Annotated in this window: 14 protein-coding genes and 1 tRNA gene; 8 read left to right on the top strand and 7 right to left on the bottom strand. The window is 71.5% G+C overall.

Annotated elements, in window-relative coordinates; genetic code table 11:
- Positions 1-8 precede the first annotated feature (8 nt).
- The 3 genes from ERL55_RS05940 to ERL55_RS05930 form a co-directional block, all read right to left on the bottom strand.
- Complete coding sequence (locus ERL55_RS05940) at positions 9-1,430, bottom strand: hypothetical protein (RefSeq protein ID WP_129135610.1); 1,422 nt, start codon at positions 1,428-1,430, stop codon at positions 9-11.
- A gap of 71 nt (positions 1,431-1,501) precedes the next feature.
- Positions 1,502-1,762, bottom strand: a complete 261-nt coding sequence (locus tag ERL55_RS05935; protein WP_129135609.1) for a PAAR domain-containing protein — start codon at positions 1,760-1,762, stop codon at positions 1,502-1,504.
- Between the two features lie 98 nt (positions 1,763-1,860).
- Entirely contained in the window at positions 1,861-2,730 is an 870-nt protein-coding gene (locus tag ERL55_RS05930; protein WP_129135608.1) for a M15 family metallopeptidase, read from the bottom strand.
- A gap of 108 nt (positions 2,731-2,838) precedes the next feature.
- Between ERL55_RS05930 and ERL55_RS05925 the strand changes: the two genes are divergently transcribed.
- The 5 genes from ERL55_RS05925 (at position 2,839) to rnt (ending at position 6,669) form a co-directional block, all read left to right on the top strand.
- Positions 2,839-3,696, top strand: a complete 858-nt coding sequence (locus tag ERL55_RS05925; protein ID WP_129135607.1) for a hypothetical protein — start codon at positions 2,839-2,841, stop codon at positions 3,694-3,696.
- A gap of 38 nt (positions 3,697-3,734) precedes the next feature.
- On the top strand, positions 3,735-4,553 hold the full coding sequence (locus tag ERL55_RS05920) for an NRDE family protein (protein ID WP_129135606.1): 819 nt from the start codon (positions 3,735-3,737) through the stop codon (positions 4,551-4,553).
- Between the two features lie 29 nt (positions 4,554-4,582).
- Entirely contained in the window at positions 4,583-5,353 is a 771-nt protein-coding gene (locus ERL55_RS05915) for an SDR family oxidoreductase (RefSeq protein WP_129135605.1), read from the top strand.
- A 70-nt stretch (positions 5,354-5,423) separates the two neighbouring features.
- Positions 5,424-5,990 carry an elongation factor P-like protein YeiP gene (yeiP, locus tag ERL55_RS05910; protein ID WP_129135604.1) on the top strand — a complete coding sequence of 189 codons (567 nt, stop codon included), beginning with the start codon at positions 5,424-5,426 and terminating at the stop codon, positions 5,988-5,990.
- A 13-nt stretch (positions 5,991-6,003) separates the two neighbouring features.
- Entirely contained in the window at positions 6,004-6,669 is a 666-nt protein-coding gene (gene rnt, locus ERL55_RS05905; protein ID WP_129135603.1) for a ribonuclease T, read from the top strand.
- Positions 6,670-6,727: 58 nt separating this feature from the next.
- Here rnt and sugE read toward each other — a convergent pair whose 3' ends face one another.
- The 4 genes from sugE to rnr all read right to left on the bottom strand — a co-directional run bounded on the left by sugE (position 6,728) and on the right by rnr (position 13,390).
- Positions 6,728-7,045: a quaternary ammonium compound efflux SMR transporter SugE gene (sugE, locus tag ERL55_RS05900; RefSeq protein ID WP_129135602.1), complete on the bottom strand. Its 318-nt coding sequence runs from the start codon at positions 7,043-7,045 to the stop codon at positions 6,728-6,730.
- A 122-nt stretch (positions 7,046-7,167) separates the two neighbouring features.
- Positions 7,168-10,179 carry a ligand-binding sensor domain-containing diguanylate cyclase gene (locus ERL55_RS05895; RefSeq protein WP_241685853.1) on the bottom strand — a complete coding sequence of 1,004 codons (3,012 nt, stop codon included), beginning with the start codon at positions 10,177-10,179 and terminating at the stop codon, positions 7,168-7,170.
- Positions 10,180-10,249: 70 nt separating this feature from the next.
- Positions 10,250-10,999, bottom strand: a complete 750-nt coding sequence (gene rlmB, locus ERL55_RS05890; RefSeq protein ID WP_129135601.1) for a 23S rRNA (guanosine(2251)-2'-O)-methyltransferase RlmB — start codon at positions 10,997-10,999, stop codon at positions 10,250-10,252.
- A gap of 63 nt (positions 11,000-11,062) precedes the next feature.
- The gene (rnr, locus tag ERL55_RS05885) at positions 11,063-13,390 is read right to left on the bottom strand and encodes a ribonuclease R (RefSeq protein WP_241685879.1); all 2,328 of its coding nucleotides are present in this window, start codon (positions 13,388-13,390) and stop codon (positions 11,063-11,065) included.
- Positions 13,391-13,617: 227 nt separating this feature from the next.
- On the opposite strand from rnr, the gene ERL55_RS05880 reads away from it, so the two are divergent.
- The 3 genes from ERL55_RS05880 (at position 13,618) to cydC (ending at position 17,330) form a co-directional block, all read left to right on the top strand.
- Positions 13,618-13,702: transfer RNA gene (locus ERL55_RS05880), tRNA-Leu, on the top strand.
- 221 nt (positions 13,703-13,923) lie between these two features.
- Positions 13,924-15,657, top strand: coding sequence for a thiol reductant ABC exporter subunit CydD (gene cydD / locus ERL55_RS05875; RefSeq protein ID WP_129135599.1), 1,734 nt, complete (start codon positions 13,924-13,926; stop codon positions 15,655-15,657).
- A complete protein-coding gene (cydC, locus tag ERL55_RS05870; RefSeq protein WP_129135598.1) occupies positions 15,654-17,330 on the top strand; it encodes a thiol reductant ABC exporter subunit CydC in 1,677 nt (558 codons plus the stop codon). The genes cydD and cydC overlap by 4 nt, the downstream gene beginning before the upstream one ends.
- The last annotated feature ends 10 nt before the right edge of the window (positions 17,331-17,340 follow it).

Below are 17,340 nucleotides of genomic sequence, written 5' to 3'. Positions count from 1 at the left end.
GAAATCCGTCAGGCGACAGTGGCCGGCGCATCGGCGTCGGCGCGGGAGCTGGAGCCATCGTCGTCAACCGGCACGATGGCGAGGGCGAGGCGCCGGCGCTCGTCGAGCAGTGACAGCGCCAGCAGCGGTTGTGCGGAGTCCTGCACCCGGGCAGCCGCCAGCGCCAGCAATGCGACCGGTGCCACGATGCCGAGCGCACCGTTGGCGATGCCCAGCGCCGGGCACTGGTGGGCGGTATCGAGATCCGGGCAGACCAGCGACACCGCGGCGGCGGTCTCCACCGCGGGCGCGGTGCGCTGGTCGGCGTCGCTGAGCACCAATCCGACCGATGCGGGCTCGATGCCCGCCTCGCGCATCGCGCGTTCCAGCAGGTCGGCGGTGGCGCGCGCGCCGGCACGCAGCGACGCCAGCGAGGTTTCGCCGTCCACCTGCGTGTGCACGAACGCCATGGCGCCGTGGGACCCGGCCGCGCGCTGCAGCAGCACGCCAGCTGCACCCTCCCCCGGCACCAGGCCGTCCTGGTGGCGCGCACCCATCAGCAGGCCTGCGGACTCCAGGCGGCGGACCGCCTGCGCGCCGACCTGCGAATCCGCCGCCAGCAGCAGATGCCAGCGCGTCGCTCGATCGGGGCCATCCGGGACATCCGCCGGTTCCAGCAGCGGCCGCATCCGCGCCCACGCTTCGCGGGAATCGACGACCGCCATGGCCTGCACCTGCAGTTGCGCGGCCGGCAGCCCGCAATCGATCGCGTGTTCCTGCATCGCGGCGGCACATGCTTCGCGCAGTGCCGCCGGCCAGGCCGCCGGCAGCAGCAGGTGGACGTCGATACGTTCGCGCATCGCAGCCGTTTCGCGGTGGTGCATGCCGGCAACCACCTGCCCGTCGGCCTCCACCACGCGCGGCAGCAGGGCCGCGGTCTCGAGGTACAGGGCCTCGGCCACCGGCTCGAGCAGCGCCAGTGCGCGCAGCGCCTCCTCACCGGCCCGCACCCCGGGCGCGTGCCGCCGCAGCAGCTCTTCGGCCATCAGGGTGTCGAGATGGGCAACGAACGCGGCAAACACCGGCAGCCCGTCGCGATCGCGCAGGGTCGGATGCAGGCCGGGGCGCCGCGGCTGCACCAGCGCGGCCAGCGCATCCGCTGGCGTGTCGGCGACAGGCAGCCACACAGCACTGGCGCGCACGGCCATCGACGGAGGGGTGATCGCGTCGCGCCTGTCAGCGTCAGCGGCGGCGGTCGCCGGTATGTCGGTTGCCGCGTCGGCACGCTTGCGTCGTGCCTTGCGCGCCACATGCACGCCACCCAGCAGCAGCAGCGGCAACCCGCCCAGCACCAGCGCCATCTGCATGCCCCCCGGGGTGGCGCCGGTACCACGCCAGATGCCGATCGCGCACAGCCACACGACGGCGAACACCACGACGGCCACGAGCAACGCCCGCATCATGCCGATGCGCCCCCGTCGCCGTGCATTCCCCTGCGGGCGTCCTGCCCCATGCGCCCGCCTCAGTCCACGAACGTGGTGGATTGCGACGACAGCAGCGTGCCCCCGCACGCGGTCCTGTCGCCGTGCCGGGCGACGGGCTGGCCGTCGACGATGAGCGTGGGATCACCCGACGCGATGGTGGTGGGGCCGTGGCGCTGGCAGACGACGCTGTCACCGACGCGCGCGATCGGCGTGCCGGCGATATCCGATGTCGGGGTGCCGGAGACCACGCTTCCCCCGTGGTCGATCCGGTCGCCGATGACGATGATTGGACGCGACATCGCGTGCTCTCCCTGTCGTTACCGCTCCTGCGGACCGCAGCCGGTCCGGCCGCGACGATAGCAGGTGTCGACGCCGCTTGGCATCCCTGCGTATGCGCTCAGTCGCTCGCCGCGCGGCGTGCCGCACGCGCCTCACGGCAGCTGCGCGTGGACTCGACATGCACGTAGTCCTTGAGCCGCGTCCAGCGCCCGCCCCAGGTGAGCCCGGCCTGCTCGGCGAGTTCGCCGTAGAGGAAGTACGCGCGCCGGGTCCAGGCATCGCCCATGTCCCACTGCAGCTTGCCGTCGCGCATCGGTGCGCTGTCGAGGGCGAGACCGTACTGGTGACAGCTCGACCACGCACCCGCCAGCGTCGCGCGCCCTTCGCGTGCGAGTTCGGCCTGGCGTTCGGGCGAGCGGTAGCCTTCCACCAGCACCATCCGGATGCCGTGTTGCGTCTGCATCACCCGGTAGATCGCCAGCACCCGCTGCTGCAGGTCGGCATCCACGTGGTCCCAGCGACGGTCGGCGGTCACGATCTCCGGGCGCTCCTCGCGGATCTCCCGGGTGGTGAACACCGCCGGCGGCGGAGGGGGCGGCGGCACCAGGCGTTCGCCGCGCAGCAGGCCGGCGATCATTGTCTGCGACTCGCCCAGGTCGTCACCCTGGAAACCGGGCAGCACCACACGCTGGCGCAGGCCGAGCACGAGCAGCGGCGGCAGTACCAGCAGGACGACGGAAGCGAGCACCAGCCAGCGATGCCTGCGCAGGTCCTGGCGTACGCCCGAGCCAACCCCGGCCGCGGCACGCCCGCCGGCACCGATGCTCCGCGCAAGACCACCCGAGACCCTGGTTCCGGTTCGCGCGAAACGTGCCCGGATCCGCGCCCACCACCCCGAGAGCGCATCGCGCGCGCCGTCGAACAGCAGCAACCAGCTCGACACGCAGGCCAGCACGAAGAACACCAGCAACACGACGAGAACCGTCATGCCGCCGCTCCACACGGATGGCACGCCATTGACGCCGCGCCATCCCGGCTGCATAGAATGCGGCAACGGACTGATCCCGGCCGCGGCCGGACAAGCGCAGGATTGCCCTTGAACACTGGCGAATCGACCCGTCCCAGCCTGGTCGCAGGTAGCGGCCACACTGTGGCCGCAGGCAGCGGCCGCATCCTTGCGGACATGGAACAACGCAGGCCCGAGCGCACGCGCAGGCCGCGCAGCGGTCGTGGACGCACGCTTGCCGGCAGGCGGCTGCTGCTGGGGGTCATCGCACTCACGGTCCTTGTGTTCCTGCTCCTTGCGGCAACGCGCCTGTGGCAGGGCGTGGCCGTGGATCCGGCGCAGACTGTCCATGATCCGGCGACCGCCTTGCAAGACATTCCGGCTGCCGCGGACGCGGGCGAGCCACCACACGATGTCGCAGTGATCGTCGACGAGCGCCCGGCCGATCCGTTCCAGCGTCTTTCGGCCGGGTCGGCGGCTCCGGGGACGACCGCGGTCGCTGCCGCGGCCGCCGGAGCAGCCGCCACCCCGGCCGCGCCGCCGACGGCACGGGTCGGAGGGTCCGAACGCGTCCCGACGCGCGCGACGACCGCCCGGCGTGCGGCCGCGACCGCACCTGCGGCTGCGGCCGATGACGGCGGGCTGCTGTCGACGCTGATGCGGATCATCCACCAGGACGGCAGCGCGCCTGGCGAGGAGCACGAGTCGATGGACGCGCTGGTGGCGCAGCTGCGCGCGGACGACGAGCGCAGCCGCCAGACCCAGGCGCGCCTGGAAAGCCTGGGTGGACCGCAGGCGCAACCGGTCTCGCGGCGCGAGGCGCGAGCCCGCCAGCAGGTGGAGCAGGCGCTTGCTGCCTGCCCGCGTGCGAACACTCCGGCCGGCATCGCCTGCCGTGACCGCGTATGCGCGCCGCATGCCGGGCGCCTGGCGCTGTGCCCGCTCTGACGACGCTGCAACCCGCGCCAACCCGCTAGGCTGGGGCCATGTGCCTGGTCGCCCTCGCCTATCGCCTGCACCCACGCTGGCCACTGGTGCTCATCGCCAATCGCGACGAGGCGCATGCGCGCGCCACCGCGCCCGCCGGTTTCGATCCGGATGCCGGTGATGCCGGTGAGGTCTACGGCGGTCGCGACCTGGAAGCCGGTGGCAGCTGGTTGCAGGTGTCGACGCGTGGCCGGCTGGCGGCCGTCACCAATGTGCGGCGCGGGCTCGAACCGGAGCAGGCGCGACGTTCGCGCGGCTGGCTGGTGCGCGATTTCGTGCGCGCCCGGGACGGTGCGATGGCGTTTGCCGAAGCGCTGCAGCCACAGGCCCGCGCATACGGCCGTTTCAACCTGCTGGTCTGGGATGGCGAGACCCTGGCCTTCGCCAGCAACGTGCCGGAACCGGTTGCGATGCCGGTGGCACCGGGCCTGCACGCGATGTCCAACGGCGCGTTCGACGCAAGCTGGCCAAAAAGCGCACATGCGACCGGCGCCCTTGCCGCGTGGCTCGACGCCCTGCCCGGTCGCGATGGATCGGTCGTGACTCCGCAGATGCTGGCGCCCCTGTTCGACGCACTCGCCGACACCGCACAGGCGCCGGACGAGCGGCTGCCCGATACCGGCGTCGGGCTTGCGCTGGAGCGCCGGCTGTCGCCGGCCTTCATCCGCGATCCGGTCTACGGCACGCGCTGCAGCTCGGTGGTGCTGGTCGAGGCGCAGTCGCTGGTGTTCGCGGAACGGCGCTTCGGCCCCGATGGTGCGGCCGCCGGCGCCTCGTTCGAGGTGCTGCCGCGGACGTCGCTGCCAGCCGCCGGGTAGAATCGCGTCCTTTCGCCGCAGGAGTTCCCATGCAGCTGTCCGACATCCGCGCCATCGTCACCGGTGGCGTTTCCGGGCTCGGCCTGGCCGTCGCCGAGCATCTCGTCGCCCGGGGCGGCAAGGTCGCGCTGTTCGACGTCAACGACGGCAAGGGCGCCGAAGCGGTCGCCGCGCTGAGCGACGACAACGCGCGCTACTTCCGCACCGATGTCACCGACGAGACCGGCGTGGCCACCAATGTCGCCGCCGCCCGCGGGTTCCTCGGCGGCCTCAACGCCTGCATCAATTGCGCCGGCATCCTGGGCGCCGGGCGCGTGCTCGGCCGCGACGGGGCGATGGCGCTGGAGCACTTCTCGAAGACGGTGATGGTCAACCTGGTCGGCAGCTTCAACGTCGCCAAGGCCGCCGCCGCGGTGATGCAGCACAACGAGGCCGGCGACGATGGCGAGCGCGGCGCGATCGTCAACACCGCATCCGTCGCTGCCTATGAGGGCCAGATCGGCCAGGCGGCCTACTCCGCCTCCAAGGCCGGCGTGGTCGGCATGACCCTGCCGATGGCGCGCGAGTTCTCGCGCTTCGGCATTCGCGTCAACACCATCGCGCCGGGAATCTTCTGGACCCCGATGGTGGACGGCATGCCCGACGATGTGCAGGCCTCGCTGTCGGCCTCCATCCCCTTCCCGTCGCGACTGGGGCGACCGGAGGAATTCGCCGACCTCGTCGCCTATCTGCTCGGCAACCGCTACATCAACGGCGAGACCATCCGCCTCGACGGCGCGGTGCGGCTGGCGCCGAAGTGACGCCCGCGAAGTAACACCACTGCCGCGGCGCAGGCGTGCCGCGGTCCACCCACATCGACCGAACACATCCATGAAAGCCAGCGACATCAAGAAGGGCAACGTCGTCGAATACAACGGTGGCGTGTACCAGGTCCGCGACATCGAGCGCAGCTCCCCGCAGGGGCGCGGCGGCAACGTGCGCTTCCGCTTCACCATGTACAGCGTGCCGGGTGGCAACAAGCTCGACGCGAGCTTCGACGCCGACGACAGCCTGCCCGAGGTCGAACTGCTGCGCCGCCAGGCCAGCTTCTCCTACAAGGATGGCGACGCGTTCGTGTTCCTCGATGACGAGGACTACACCCCGTACCAGCTCGATGCCGACGTGGTCGGCGATGACGCCGGCTACATCACCGACGGCCTGGGTGGCTGCTTCGTGCAGGTCATCGACGACCAGCCGGTGGGGCTGCAGCTGCCGCAGACGGTGACGCTGGAGATCGTCGACACCCCGCCGGAACTCAAGGGCGGCACCGCCACCAAGCGCCCGAAGCCGGCCACGCTGTCGACCGGTCTGGAAATCCAGGTGCCGGAATACATCGCCAACGGAGAGCGCGTGCTGGTCAACACCACCACCGGCGAATTCTCCGGCCGCGCCGACTGAGCGCGGCGAACCCATGAACGAGCCTTCCACCACGCAGGACGTCCCCGCGCCGCCGAGCCTGCTGGCCAAGCGCTTCCGCGGCTATCTGCCAGTGGTGGTGGATGTGGAAACCGGCGGTTTCGACTGGAACCGCCACGCGCTGCTGGAGATCGCCGCGGTGCCGCTGGATGTCGACGCCGAGGGCAGGCTGGTGCTCGGCGAGACCGCCAGCGCCCACCTGGTGCCGGCGGCAGGCACCGAGATCGACCCGAAGTCGCTCGAGGTGACCGGCATCGACCTCGACCATCCGTTCCGTTTCGCCAAGCCCGAGCGCGATGCACTCAGCCACGTGTTCGCGCCGGTGCGCACCGCGCTGAAGCGGCATGGTTGCCAGCGCGCCATCCTGGTCGGCCACAACGCCCATTTCGACCTCAACTTCCTCAACGCAGCGGTGGCGCGCAGCGGCCACAAGCGCAACCCGTTCCACCCGTTCAGCGTGTTCGACACCGTGACCCTGGCCGGCGTGGCCTATGGCCAGACCGTGCTGGCGCGCGCGGTGCAGGCGGCGGGCTTCGAGTGGAATGCCGCCGATGCGCATTCGGCCGTGTACGACGCCGAGCAGACCGCGCGGCTGTTCTGCACCATCGTCAACGCATGGCCGGCGCCGCCGCCCCCGGCGCCACCCGCAGTCCCGGTCTGACCGCCGACGCCACAGCCGGCACCGGCACCGGCGGTCAGGCGGTCAGGCGGTCAGGCGGTCAGGCGGTCGCCAGCTTCAACCCGATCACCCCCGCCACGATCAGCGCGATGCTGATCAGCCGGCCCGGATTCGCCGGCTCGCCCAGCAGCGTGATGCCGACCAGTGCGGTGCCGACCGCACCGATGCCGACCCAGACCGCGTAGGCGGTGCCCAGCGGCAGCGCCTTCATCGCCTGGGCCAGCAGGCCGAAGCTGATCGCCATCGCGGCGAGGGTGCCGACGGTGGGCCACAGGCGGGTGAAGCCTTCGGTGTACTTGAGCCCGACCGCCCACACGACCTCGAACAGGCCGGCGAAAAACAGGATGGTCCAGTGCATGGGAACACTCCGGTAGGCCGGGGCCGTCCCCGTTGCGGTTGGAGCGGCGGGGTCGTCCCCGCGTCCTCGATGGCGGCATTCTAGCCAGCGGCCGCCGCGCCGCGTGACCCGGGGATGACCACTCAGGCCATGTGGATGCGGTCGCGGCCCGCGCTCTTGGCGCGGTACAGCGCCTCGTCGGCCCGACGATAGACATCCGCCGGCGACGCATCGCGCGGCTCCAGCATCGACGCGCCGGCGCTGACGGTCACCCGCAGCCCGGAGAGGCCGCCCCAGTCGCTGCGCGCGGCCAGGCGCGCGCGCAGGCGCGCATGCAGGGCCGCGGCATCGTCGAGGGTGCCGTCCACCAGCAGCACGGCGAACTCCTCGCCGCCGATGCGTGCGGCCATGTCGGAGGCGCGCAGGGTGTCGACCAGCAACCCCCCCATCTCGCGCAGCACCGCGTCGCCACCGGCATGGGTATGGGCGTCGTTGATCGCCTTGAAATGGTCGACGTCGAGCGTGAGCACGCACAGCGGCTGCCGCTTGCGGCGCGCGCGGGCGAACTCGCGTTGCAGCGCCTCGTCGAAACTGCGCCGGTTGGGCAGCCCCGTCAGCGCGTCCTCGTAGGCCTGGCGCTCGAACGCTTCGGCCTGCGAACGCAGTCGCGACAGCAGTTCCGACTTCTCGCTGTCGGCACGCAGCAACTGCTCCGTGCGCTGCTGCAGCGCGCTGGTGCGCTCATCCACCAATCGCGACAGGCGTTCGTTGGCGGAGCGGTAGCGGCGCATGCGGATGCGGTAGGCGGCCAGCAGCAGCAGGGCCATCGCGAGCACAGCGGCCAGCCGCACCCAGGGGCGCTGCCACCACAGCGGCTCGACCACGAACTGCCATCGCGCCTCGCGCATGCTCCAGTCGCCCTCGGCGTGCGCGGCCGAGACCCGCAGCGTGTACGCGCCGGGCGGCAGGCCCACGTAGTCGACGCTGCGCTGGCGCCCGTGCTCCACCCAGTCGTCGTCGAGGCCGTCGAGGCGGGTGCGGAAGCGGATCCGCTCGGGCATCAGGAAGCTCAGGCCGATGTAGGACACCGAGATCCGGGTACGGCCCGGCACGCGCACGCCATCCGACCACGCCACCGGCTCGCCGGCCAGCCGCACCGATTCGATCCGTGGCACCGGCGGCGGGCGTCGCCGCAGCCCATGCCAGCGCTGGGGATCGACGACGCTCAGGCCACCGGCCGTCACCATCCACACCGTGCCGTCGGCGCGCACGATCACCGACGGCCCGGAGCTGCCGTTGCCCTGCGCGTTCGACATGCCGTCGATCTCGCTGTAGCGGTCCACCGGCAGCCGCGCCAGGCGGCCATCGGCGACGGCATGCAGGTCGTCGAAGCGCATCCGCAACATGCCGCGGTTGCTGCTGATCCACGCGTTGCCGAGGCGATCGCCGACCAATTGGAACACCGAGTCGACCGGCAGGCCGTGCTCCAGCCCCACCCGCGCCAGCGCGCCAGCGCGTTCGCGATAGAGGCCGCGGTCGGTGGCGATCCACACATCGCTGCCGATGGCGCTGAAGCCGAACACCGAGCGCGCACCGGACAGCGTCTCCAGGGCGATCCGCCGCACCCGGCCATCCCGGACCTCGTGGGCGCCGTCCACCGAGCCGATCCACAGCGCACCGTCGATCACCGCCAGCGCGGTGACCAGCGCGTCCGCGAGCCCATCGGCAGCGAGTGGCTCCACCCGCCCCCCCGTCAGCCGCACCGGCCCGCGATGGGTGGCTGCCCACACCGACGCCGCGTCCGCGGCTGCCAGCGCGCGCACATGCCCGGCCAGGCCTTCGTAGCGGTGCAGCACGCGGCCGTTGCGCAACTGCAGCACGCGCCCGCCATAGGTGCCGACCCAGAGATCGCCATTGCCGGTCTGCGCCAGGCCCAGCACCGAAGGCTGGATGCCGTCGAGCAACGGCACCGGCCGCGGTGTACCGCCGCGCGGCATCCGGTCCAGCCCACCGGCGCTGCCGATCCACAGCACTCCCGCATCGTCCTCGAGCACCGCGCGCACGTAGTCGCCGCTGAGGCCGTGGCGCCGGGTCCAGCGGGTGAACAGCGTTTCGCGCAGCCGGAACAGGCCGCCATTGGCGCCGGCCCACACGCTGCCCTCGGCATCCTCGATCAGGTTGACGATGCGCCCCGGCGGCCGCTCCTCGTCCGGCGAGGGCCGCTCGACGCCACGCGGGCCGATGCGCAGCACCCCGCGGTTCTCGCTGCCGACCCACAGGTCGCCACGGCGGTCCTGCAGCAGCGCGGTCAGCAGCCCCTGGCCGACGACGCGATGCAGCCGCGGCGCGTTGGCGCCGTCGACACGATGCACGCCCTCGCCCGCGACCAGCCAGATCGCGCCATCCGGCGCCCGGTACGGCCAGGCCAGGCCGGCCGCGAGACCGAACGATGCCGGTGCGCGCCGGAAGGTGCCATCGGGATCACGCACCACGATGCCATCGATGCCGCCGATCCAGATCCGCTCGTCATCGCCGATCGCAAGCTTCGGGTAGCTCAGCCTCAGCGGCACGTCGCCGGGCGCGTCGAAGTATTCGAAGCGGCCATCGGGATGCAGGCAGCCGAGGCCGTGCCCCTCGAACAGCAGCCACATGCGCCCGTCGGCATCCTTGGCCATCGCGTGGATCAGTACCTGCGGCCAACGGCCCTCGCCGGACCAGAACGTCCAGTCGCGGCCGTCCGGGGAGCGGCGGCCGAGGTTGCCGCGCGAGTCGCTGCTCCACAGTGCGCCGTCGCCATCGACATACAGCGCGCCCACGCCGTTGTCGGGCAGGGCCGGCTGGCTGGTGCTGCGATCGAAGACGGTGAATTCGAGGCCGTCGTAGCGCACCAGGCCTTCCCAGGTGGCGAACCACAGGAAACCATCGGGCGTCTGCGCGATATCGCGGATCGAGTTGTGCGGCAGGCCGTGGCGCGTGGTCCAGCGGTCGACCAGGTAATCGCGCAGCGGCGCCGCCGGCAGTGCGGTGGCCTGCGTGGTGACGGCGGTTGCCGGAAACGCCGCTGCCGGCCAGGCCATGCCCAGCAGCAGACAGCCGAGAACGCAGATGCGACGCAGGGCGCCCGCCACGTACGCGGCCATGCCGTACGCGAACATGCCGCGCGCGCACCCGCCGCCTCCAGGGCCCCGGACTGCGGGCCGCGGCACGTGTGCCACGGCCACGGATTCAGCCCGTCAGGCGCTGGCGCACGGCCTCGAACAGTGCGATGCCCGTGGCCACCGACACGTTGAGGCTTTCGAATTCACCCGGCATCGGGATGCGCGCCAGGCTGTCGCAGTGTTCGCGGGTGAGGCGGCGCAGGCCATCGGCCTCGCCGCCCAGTACCAGCGCCACGTTTCCGCGCAGGTCCAGGCTGTACATCGAGGTTTCGGCATCACCGGCCAGGCCGTGGATCCACACGCCCTGCTTCTGCAGTTCGCGCAGGGTGCGGGAGAGATTGGTCGCACGCACCACAGGCACGGTATCGGCGGCACCGGCGGAGGTCTTGCGCACCGTGGCGTTGACCTGCACCGCCTTGTCCTTCGGGATCACCACCGCGGTGGCGCCGGCCGCCGCGGCACTGCGCAGGCAGGCGCCGAGGTTGTGCGGGTCCTGCACGCCATCCAGTACCAGCACCAGCGCCTTGCCACCGGCAGCCTCCACCATGGCGGCGAGGTCATGCTCATCCCAGGTTCTGGCCGCGATATACCGCGCGGCCACGCCCTGGTGCCGCAGCCCGCCGGCCACGCCGTCGAGCGCCTGCTGGTTGACGCGGCGCACGTCGATGTCGCGACGCCGCGCCGCGGATTCGATCTCGGCGATGCGCGGGTTCTTCGCGCCCGCCTCCAGCAGCACCTCGCGGACGTTCCCGGCATCGTGCTCGACGGCCGCCGCAACGGCGTTGATGCCGGCGATCCAGGAGGTCTGCTTGCTCATCGCGGTCCGCGGTACTCGAGGGGGCGCCCATTGTAGACGGACGGCAGGGGCCGCCGCCCGGGATCACCCGTAGGGCTTCTTGACCCGCTTGGCCGGCTTGCCGCGCGGCGGCGGCGGCTTCGGTCCGCGATCCTCCTCGACCAGCCCGAAATCGATCTTGCGTTCCTCGAGGCTGGCCTTGAGCACGCGCACGTCGAGGCGGTCGCCGAGGCGGAACTCGCGCCCGGTGCGCTCGCCGGCCAGCGTCTTGCGCAGCGGATCGAAGTGGTAGAAGTCGCGCGGCAGCTGGGTGACGTGGATCAGCCCGTTGACCTTGGACTGGTCGAGCTCGACGAACAGGCCGAAGCTGGTCACGCCGCTGATCACGCCGGAGAACTCGCCGCCGACGTGCTGCTCCATCCACGCCGCGCGGTAGCGCTCGTCCACCTCGCGCTCGGCCTCGTCGGCACGCCGACCGCGCTCGGAGCACTGCAGTGCCAGCGCGGCCATGTCGTTGGTCGAATAGCGGAACGACGACGGCTTCCTGCCCGACAGCACGTGCTTGATCGCGCGGTGCACCAGCAGGTCGGGGTAGCGACGGATCGGCGAGGTGAAGTGCGAGTACGCCTCCAGCGCCAGCCCGAAGTGGCCGATGTTTTCGGCCGAATACACCGCCAGGCTCTGGCTGCGCAGCAGCACCGATTCCAGCAGCGCGGCATCCGGACGTTCGCGCACCTTGGTCAAGAGCGCGGTGAAGTCCTTCGGCTGCACCTTGCCCCACGGCGGCATGCGCAGCTGGAACTCCTTCAGGAACTCCAGCAGGTCGGCGTACTTGGATTCCGGCGGCTTGTCGTGGATGCGGTACATGCCCGGCACCTCGGAGGCCAGCAACGCCTTCGCCGCCTCCACGTTCGCGGCGATCATGCATTCCTCGATCAGCTTGTGTGCGTCGTTGCGCAACAGCATGCCGGCCTGTACCACCTCACCGCGGTTGTCGAGGACGAAGCGCACCTCCGAGGTCTCGAACTCGATCGCCCCGCGCTTGTTGCGCGCCTTCGACAGCACCTTGTAGAGCTGGTGCAGGTGGCGCAGCTGCGGCATCAGCGCACCGACCTGCGCCTGCGCATCCGGATCCTCCTCGCCGACCGCGTTCCACACCTGCGTGTAGGTCAGGCGCGCATGCGAGTGCATCACCGCCTCGTAGAACTCGGACTGGTGCACGCTGCCGTCGCGGCCGACCTGCATGTCGCAGACGAAGCACAGGCGGTCCACTTCAGGACGCAGCGAGCAGATGCCGTTGGACAGCGTCTCCGGCAGCATCGGCACCACGAACCCCGGGAAGTACACGCTGGTGGCGCGCAGCTGCGCCTCGTTGTCGAGCGGCGTGCCCGGCTGCACGTAGTGCGAGACGTCGGCGATCGCCACCACCAGGCGGAAGCCGTCGCGGTTGGGTTCGCACCAGACCGCGTCGTCGAAGTCCTTGGCGTCCTCGCCATCGATGGTCACCAGCGGCAGCCGGCGAAGATCGCGGCGCGCGTTGGCAGTGGGAATGTCGACCTCCAGCGGGATCGCCGTGGCCTGGTCGATGACCTCCTGCGGGAACTCGTGCGGCAGGTCGTGGCCGTGGATGGCGGCCTCCACCACCAGCGATGGCGTCAGCGCATCGCCCAGCACCGCCAGCACCCGGCCGATCGGCGGGCGCCTGGCATCGCCGGCGTTGACGATCTCGCATACCACCAGCTGGCTGTGCTCGGCGCCATTGCGCGAATCCTGCGGCACCTGCACGTTGCGCTGGATGCGGCGGTCGTCGGGCACCACGTAGCTGATGCCCGACTCCACCATGTAGCGGCCGATCAGGCGCGTCAGCCTGCGTTCCAGCACCTCGACGATCGCGCCTTCGCGGCGACCCCGGCGATCCATGCCGGTGACACTGGCCATCACCCGGTCACCGTGCATCACCTTGCGCATCTCGCCCGGCGGCAGGAACAGGTCGTCGCCGGCACCGGTGTCGGGACGCAGGAAGCCGAAGCCCTCGGGGTTGGCGATCACCGTGCCGGGGATCAGGTCCATGCGCGCCGCCGGCACGAAGCCGCCGCGCCGGTTCTGCAGCAGCTGGCCATCGCGCACCATCGCGCCCAGGCGCTTGCCCAGCGCATCGAAGCGCTCCGGCTCGGTCAGCGCGAAGTGGGTGGCGAGGTCATCGGCCGTCTGCGGGCCATCGGCCTCGCCCAGCCACAGCAGGATGGCTTCGCGGCTGACGATCGGATTCTCGTAACGGCCCGCCTCGCGCTCGGCCTGCGGATCGCGGAACCCGCCCGGCTTGCCGGCGCCGCCCGGCTTGCGGCCCGTCGGAGGCTTGCCGGGTGACTTGCCGGACGTGGCGCGCGGCGCGTCGCGCAGCGTGTCCGGCATCCAGCCCGGAAGTGCATCGGCGCCGCGGCCTTTGGCCTTCGGCGTGCCGCTTTTCTGTGTGCCCCCGCGCGTTGCGGAGGTGCCGTCGACGCGCTTCTGGCCGCGTTTGCCTGGTGTCTTTGCCATGGCGCCGATGGTACATGGCGGCTTCCGCGACGACGCGTGATGCGGATGCATGCGAAGCGTTGACAAGGTCTCCTCCGCACCGCAACATACGCGCCTCACCTGCCCAGGTGGCGGAATTGGTAGACGCACTAGTTTCAGGTACTAGCGGGTAAAACCGTGGAGGTTCGAGTCCTCTCCTGGGCACCAAGCAACAACGTCGGGACGCTGCAGCAACTCCCGAGGTGATGAAGAAACCCCGCCGAAAGCGGGGTTTTTTGTTGGCCGGGTACGGGCGTTGCCGGGGTCGCGATGGCGACACGCCATCCACGACGGACACGCGCCACAGATGCACGGGGAGCCACGGACGCGCCTGGTGACGCGGCTACAATGGCCGCGCGCTCCGCGCTCCCATCGTCGAACCGTCCTCCATGGATCCAGCAGACGCGGCGGAACCGCTGCCGCAAGCCTCCGTATCCCGTGCCGACCAGATCCGCCGCCTCGATGCGCTCGCAGCGCCGGTGCGCGGGCGACTGCGTGTGGCCGGCGGATGCACGGTGGTCGCGGGCTGGCTGCTGATCGCCCAGGCCGCGCTGATCGCACTGCTGGTCCAGCGCGGGCTGGTGGAAGGCGCGGCCCCGGCCTCGCTCGCGCCCGCCCTGCTGGCGCTGGTCGCGGTAGGACTGGCACGCGCCGCGCTGCTGCTGGGTGCCCGCCGCACCGCCGATGCCGCCGGCACCACACTGCGCGCCAGCCTGCGTCGCACCCTTGCCGTGCGCGTGCTCGGCCGCGGGGCGCCATGGCTGCGGCGCCAGCGCAGTGGTGCATTGAGTGAACTCACGGGCACCCATGTCGACGCGCTCGACGGCTACTTCGGTGGCTACCTGCTGGCGCGGCTGGAAGTGATGCTGGTGCCGCTGGCGATGCTGGTGGCGGCCCTGTTGGTGGAACCCGTGGTCGGCGTGCTGCTGCTGGTGACGATGCCGCTGGCACCGGTCTTCATGATGCTGGTCGGATGGGGCGCGCAGGCGGCGAGCCAGCGCCAGCTGCGTGCGCTGTCGCGGATGGGCGGTCATTTTGCCGACCGCCTGCGCGGACTCGGCCTGATCCGCCTCTACGGGCGTGGCGACGCCGAACTCGCGGGCATCGAAGGCGCGGCCGAGGGCCTGCGCGAGCGCAGCCTGAAGGTCCTGCGGATCGCCTTCCTGTCGTCGACGGTGCTGGAATTCTTCGCCTCGGTGAGCGTGGCGGTGATCGCGCTGTACCTGGGCATGAGCTACCTCGGCATGATCGACCTGCGCGGCGGTGCGCCGCTGACACTGGGCACCGGGCTGTTCCTGCTGCTGCTCGCCCCGGAGTTCTACGCACCGATGCGCCGGCTGGCCGCGCACTACCACGACCGTGCGAGCGCGCTGGCCGCGCTGGAGGAGATCGAGCATGCGCTGGCCGACGACGTCGAACCCGCATCCAGTGCGGCGCCACAGGCGGACGAGCCGATCCGGTCCACGTCCCTAGCCCCGGCGGCATCCACCACTGCACCTGCGGTGACGTTGCAGGGGATCAGCGTGCGCCACGCCGGCGCCGGGCGCGACGCGCTGTCCGCGCTCGACCTGGAGATCGCGCCCGGTGAATTCGTGGCCCTGGCGGGTGGCAGCGGCAGTGGCAAGAGCACGTTGCTGGAAGCGATCGCCGGCTGGCTGCCGCTGCGCGAGGGCCGCATCGTCATCGCGCCGCACGACGCGCGCATCGGCTATGCGCCGCAGCGTCCTTACCTGTTCCACGGCAGCATCGCCGACAACCTGCGCATCGCCCGTCCCGACGCCGACGACGCGTCGCTGCAGGCCGCCGCCGAAGCCGCGCAGGTCATGCGTTTCGCCACCCGCCTGCCCGGCGGGCTCGACACCGTGATCGGCGAGCGCGGCTTCGGGCTGTCCGGCGGCGAGGCCCGGCGCATTGCGCTGGCGCGGCTGTTCCTGCGTGACCCCGCCCTCGCCCTGCTCGACGAGCCCACCGCGTTCCTCGACCCCGACACCGAACGCGCCGTGCTCGAGGCGCTGGTGGCCTTCGCCCGCGGGCGCACGCTGATCGTGGCCACCCACAGCGATGCGGCACTCGAAGCAGCCGGCCGGGTGGTGAAACTCCATGCCGCGGGTGGCCTGCAATGAGCGGACCCGCGACCGGTTCGGCGGCGGTGTTCCGCCGCCATGCGCTGCCGATCACGCTGGCGATCCTGTTGCTGGCGGCGACCGTGGCCGCGGGCACCGGGTTGCTGGCACTCTCGGGCCATTTCCTCACCGCGGCCGCGCTCGCCGGCGGACTGGCATCGGGATTCAATTTCTTCGGACCGTCGGCCGGGATCCGCGCGCTGACCTTCGCGCGCATCGTCTCGCGCTATGCGGAAAAGCTCTACGGGCACGACGTCACCCTGCGCCTCGCGCGCGACCTGCGGGTGTGGTTCTTCGCACGCGCCCTGCCGCAGGCGCCGCTGGGGCTCGGCCGCGAGCGGCTGGGCGACCTGCTGGCGCGGCTGGTGGGCGATATCGAGACCGCCGACGGCCTGCTGATCCGTGCACTCGGCCCGCTGCTGGCACTGGCAGCCATCACGGTGGTGGTGATCGCGGCCACCGCACTGGTGTTGCCGCCCGCTGCGCTGTGCCTGCTAGCCGCGGCGCTGGCGATCGGCGTGGGTGTGCCGGCGACCACCGGCTGGGGCGCGCGCAATGCCGAGCACGACCGCGCGACCGCACGTTCCGGGCTGCGGCAGGCGATGCAGGAAGGCATCGAAGGCGCGGCCGACCTGATCGCACTGGACGCACAGGCCGGGCAGCTGGCTCGCATCGACGCCGCTGCCGGCGAACTGGCCGCGCGCGAATCGCGGCTGCTGCAGCGCCTGTCCTGGTCGGGACTGGTGCATGCGCTGGTGGTCGCGCTCGCATTGCCGGCGCTGCTGTGGCTGCTACTGGTGGCGCACCATGCCGGCGAGATCGGCACCGCGGCCGCCGCGGCGGTGCTGTTTGCAGGCGTCGCCCTGTTCGAGGTCGCGGCCGGCGTCGGCCAGGCCTGGCAGGCGCTGCGAGCGGCACGGGCCTCGCTGCGGCGGCTCGATGACATCGCGATGCGTGCAGCGCCGGTGGAGCCACCGGCGGAACCTGTCGCGCTGCCGGCACAGGGCATGCTGCAGCTGTCCGGCGTGCGCTTCGACTGGGGCGGTGCTGCACCGCGCGCGGTACTCGACGGCGTCGACCTCGAACTGCGCCCCGGCGAACGCGTTGCGATCTCCGGCGACAGCGGCGCCGGGAAATCCTCGTTGATGGCGCTGCTGCTGCGGCTGCGCGATCCCGATGCCGGGCACATCGCGTTCGGCGGGGTGGATCTGCGCGAAGCCGACCTCGCGGACTGGCACGCGAGGCTCGCCTGGCTGCCGCAGGATGCGCCGGTGTTCGCCGGCAGCGTGCGCGACAACCTCGCGATGGGCGACGCCGCCGCCGACGACGCACGCATGTGGCAGGTACTGGAGGCGGTGCGTCTCGGTGACACCGTGCGCGGCCTGCAGGGTGGACTCGACGGCTGGATCGGCGAGAGCGGCAGCAGCCTCTCCGGCGGGCAGGCACGGCGGCTGGCGCTGGCGCGTGCATTGCTGCGCGATGCGCCGGTGATCCTGCTCGATGAACCCACCGAAGGCCTCGACGTGGACACCGCGCATGCGCTGCTGCACGACGTCGCCCGCCTTGCCGAAGGCCGCAGCGTGCTGATGATCAGTCACGACACCCTGCCCGCGGGCGTCGTGCACCGGCGCTACCGCCTGCGCGATGGTCAGCTGCAAGCGGCCGACGCATAGCGCCGCGGGC

This window comes from Luteimonas sp. YGD11-2 (assembly GCF_004118975.1).
Classification (GTDB): domain Bacteria; phylum Pseudomonadota; class Gammaproteobacteria; order Xanthomonadales; family Xanthomonadaceae; genus Luteimonas; species Luteimonas muca.
Note: the sequence above shows the minus strand (reverse complement) of the source record. Positions and strands in the feature narration are given on the sequence as shown.

Bases quoted from the DNA above. Each gene is read 5' to 3' on its own strand.
- ERL55_RS05935 (WP_129135609.1), bottom strand. From the start codon at position 1,762: ATGTCGCGTCCAATCATCGTCATCGGCGACCGGATCGACCACGGGGGA.
- ERL55_RS05930 (WP_129135608.1), bottom strand. From the start codon at position 2,730: ATGACGGTTCTCGTCGTGTTGCTGGTGTTCTTCGTGCTGGCCTGCGTG.
- ERL55_RS05920 (WP_129135606.1), top strand. From the start codon at position 3,735: ATGTGCCTGGTCGCCCTCGCCTATCGCCTGCACCCACGCTGGCCACTG.
- ERL55_RS05915 (WP_129135605.1), top strand. From the start codon at position 4,583: ATGCAGCTGTCCGACATCCGCGCCATCGTCACCGGTGGCGTTTCCGGG.
- yeiP (WP_129135604.1), top strand. From the start codon at position 5,424: ATGAAAGCCAGCGACATCAAGAAGGGCAACGTCGTCGAATACAACGGT.
- rnt (WP_129135603.1), top strand. From the start codon at position 6,004: ATGAACGAGCCTTCCACCACGCAGGACGTCCCCGCGCCGCCGAGCCTG.
- sugE (WP_129135602.1), bottom strand. From the start codon at position 7,045: ATGCACTGGACCATCCTGTTTTTCGCCGGCCTGTTCGAGGTCGTGTGG.
- ERL55_RS05895 (WP_241685853.1), bottom strand. From the start codon at position 10,179: ATGTTCGCGTACGGCATGGCCGCGTACGTGGCGGGCGCCCTGCGTCGC.
- rlmB (WP_129135601.1), bottom strand. From the start codon at position 10,999: ATGAGCAAGCAGACCTCCTGGATCGCCGGCATCAACGCCGTTGCGGCG.
- rnr (WP_241685879.1), bottom strand. From the start codon at position 13,390: ATGCCGGACACGCTGCGCGACGCGCCGCGCGCCACGTCCGGCAAGTCA.
- cydD (WP_129135599.1), top strand. From the start codon at position 13,924: ATGGATCCAGCAGACGCGGCGGAACCGCTGCCGCAAGCCTCCGTATCC.
- cydC (WP_129135598.1), top strand. From the start codon at position 15,654: ATGAGCGGACCCGCGACCGGTTCGGCGGCGGTGTTCCGCCGCCATGCG.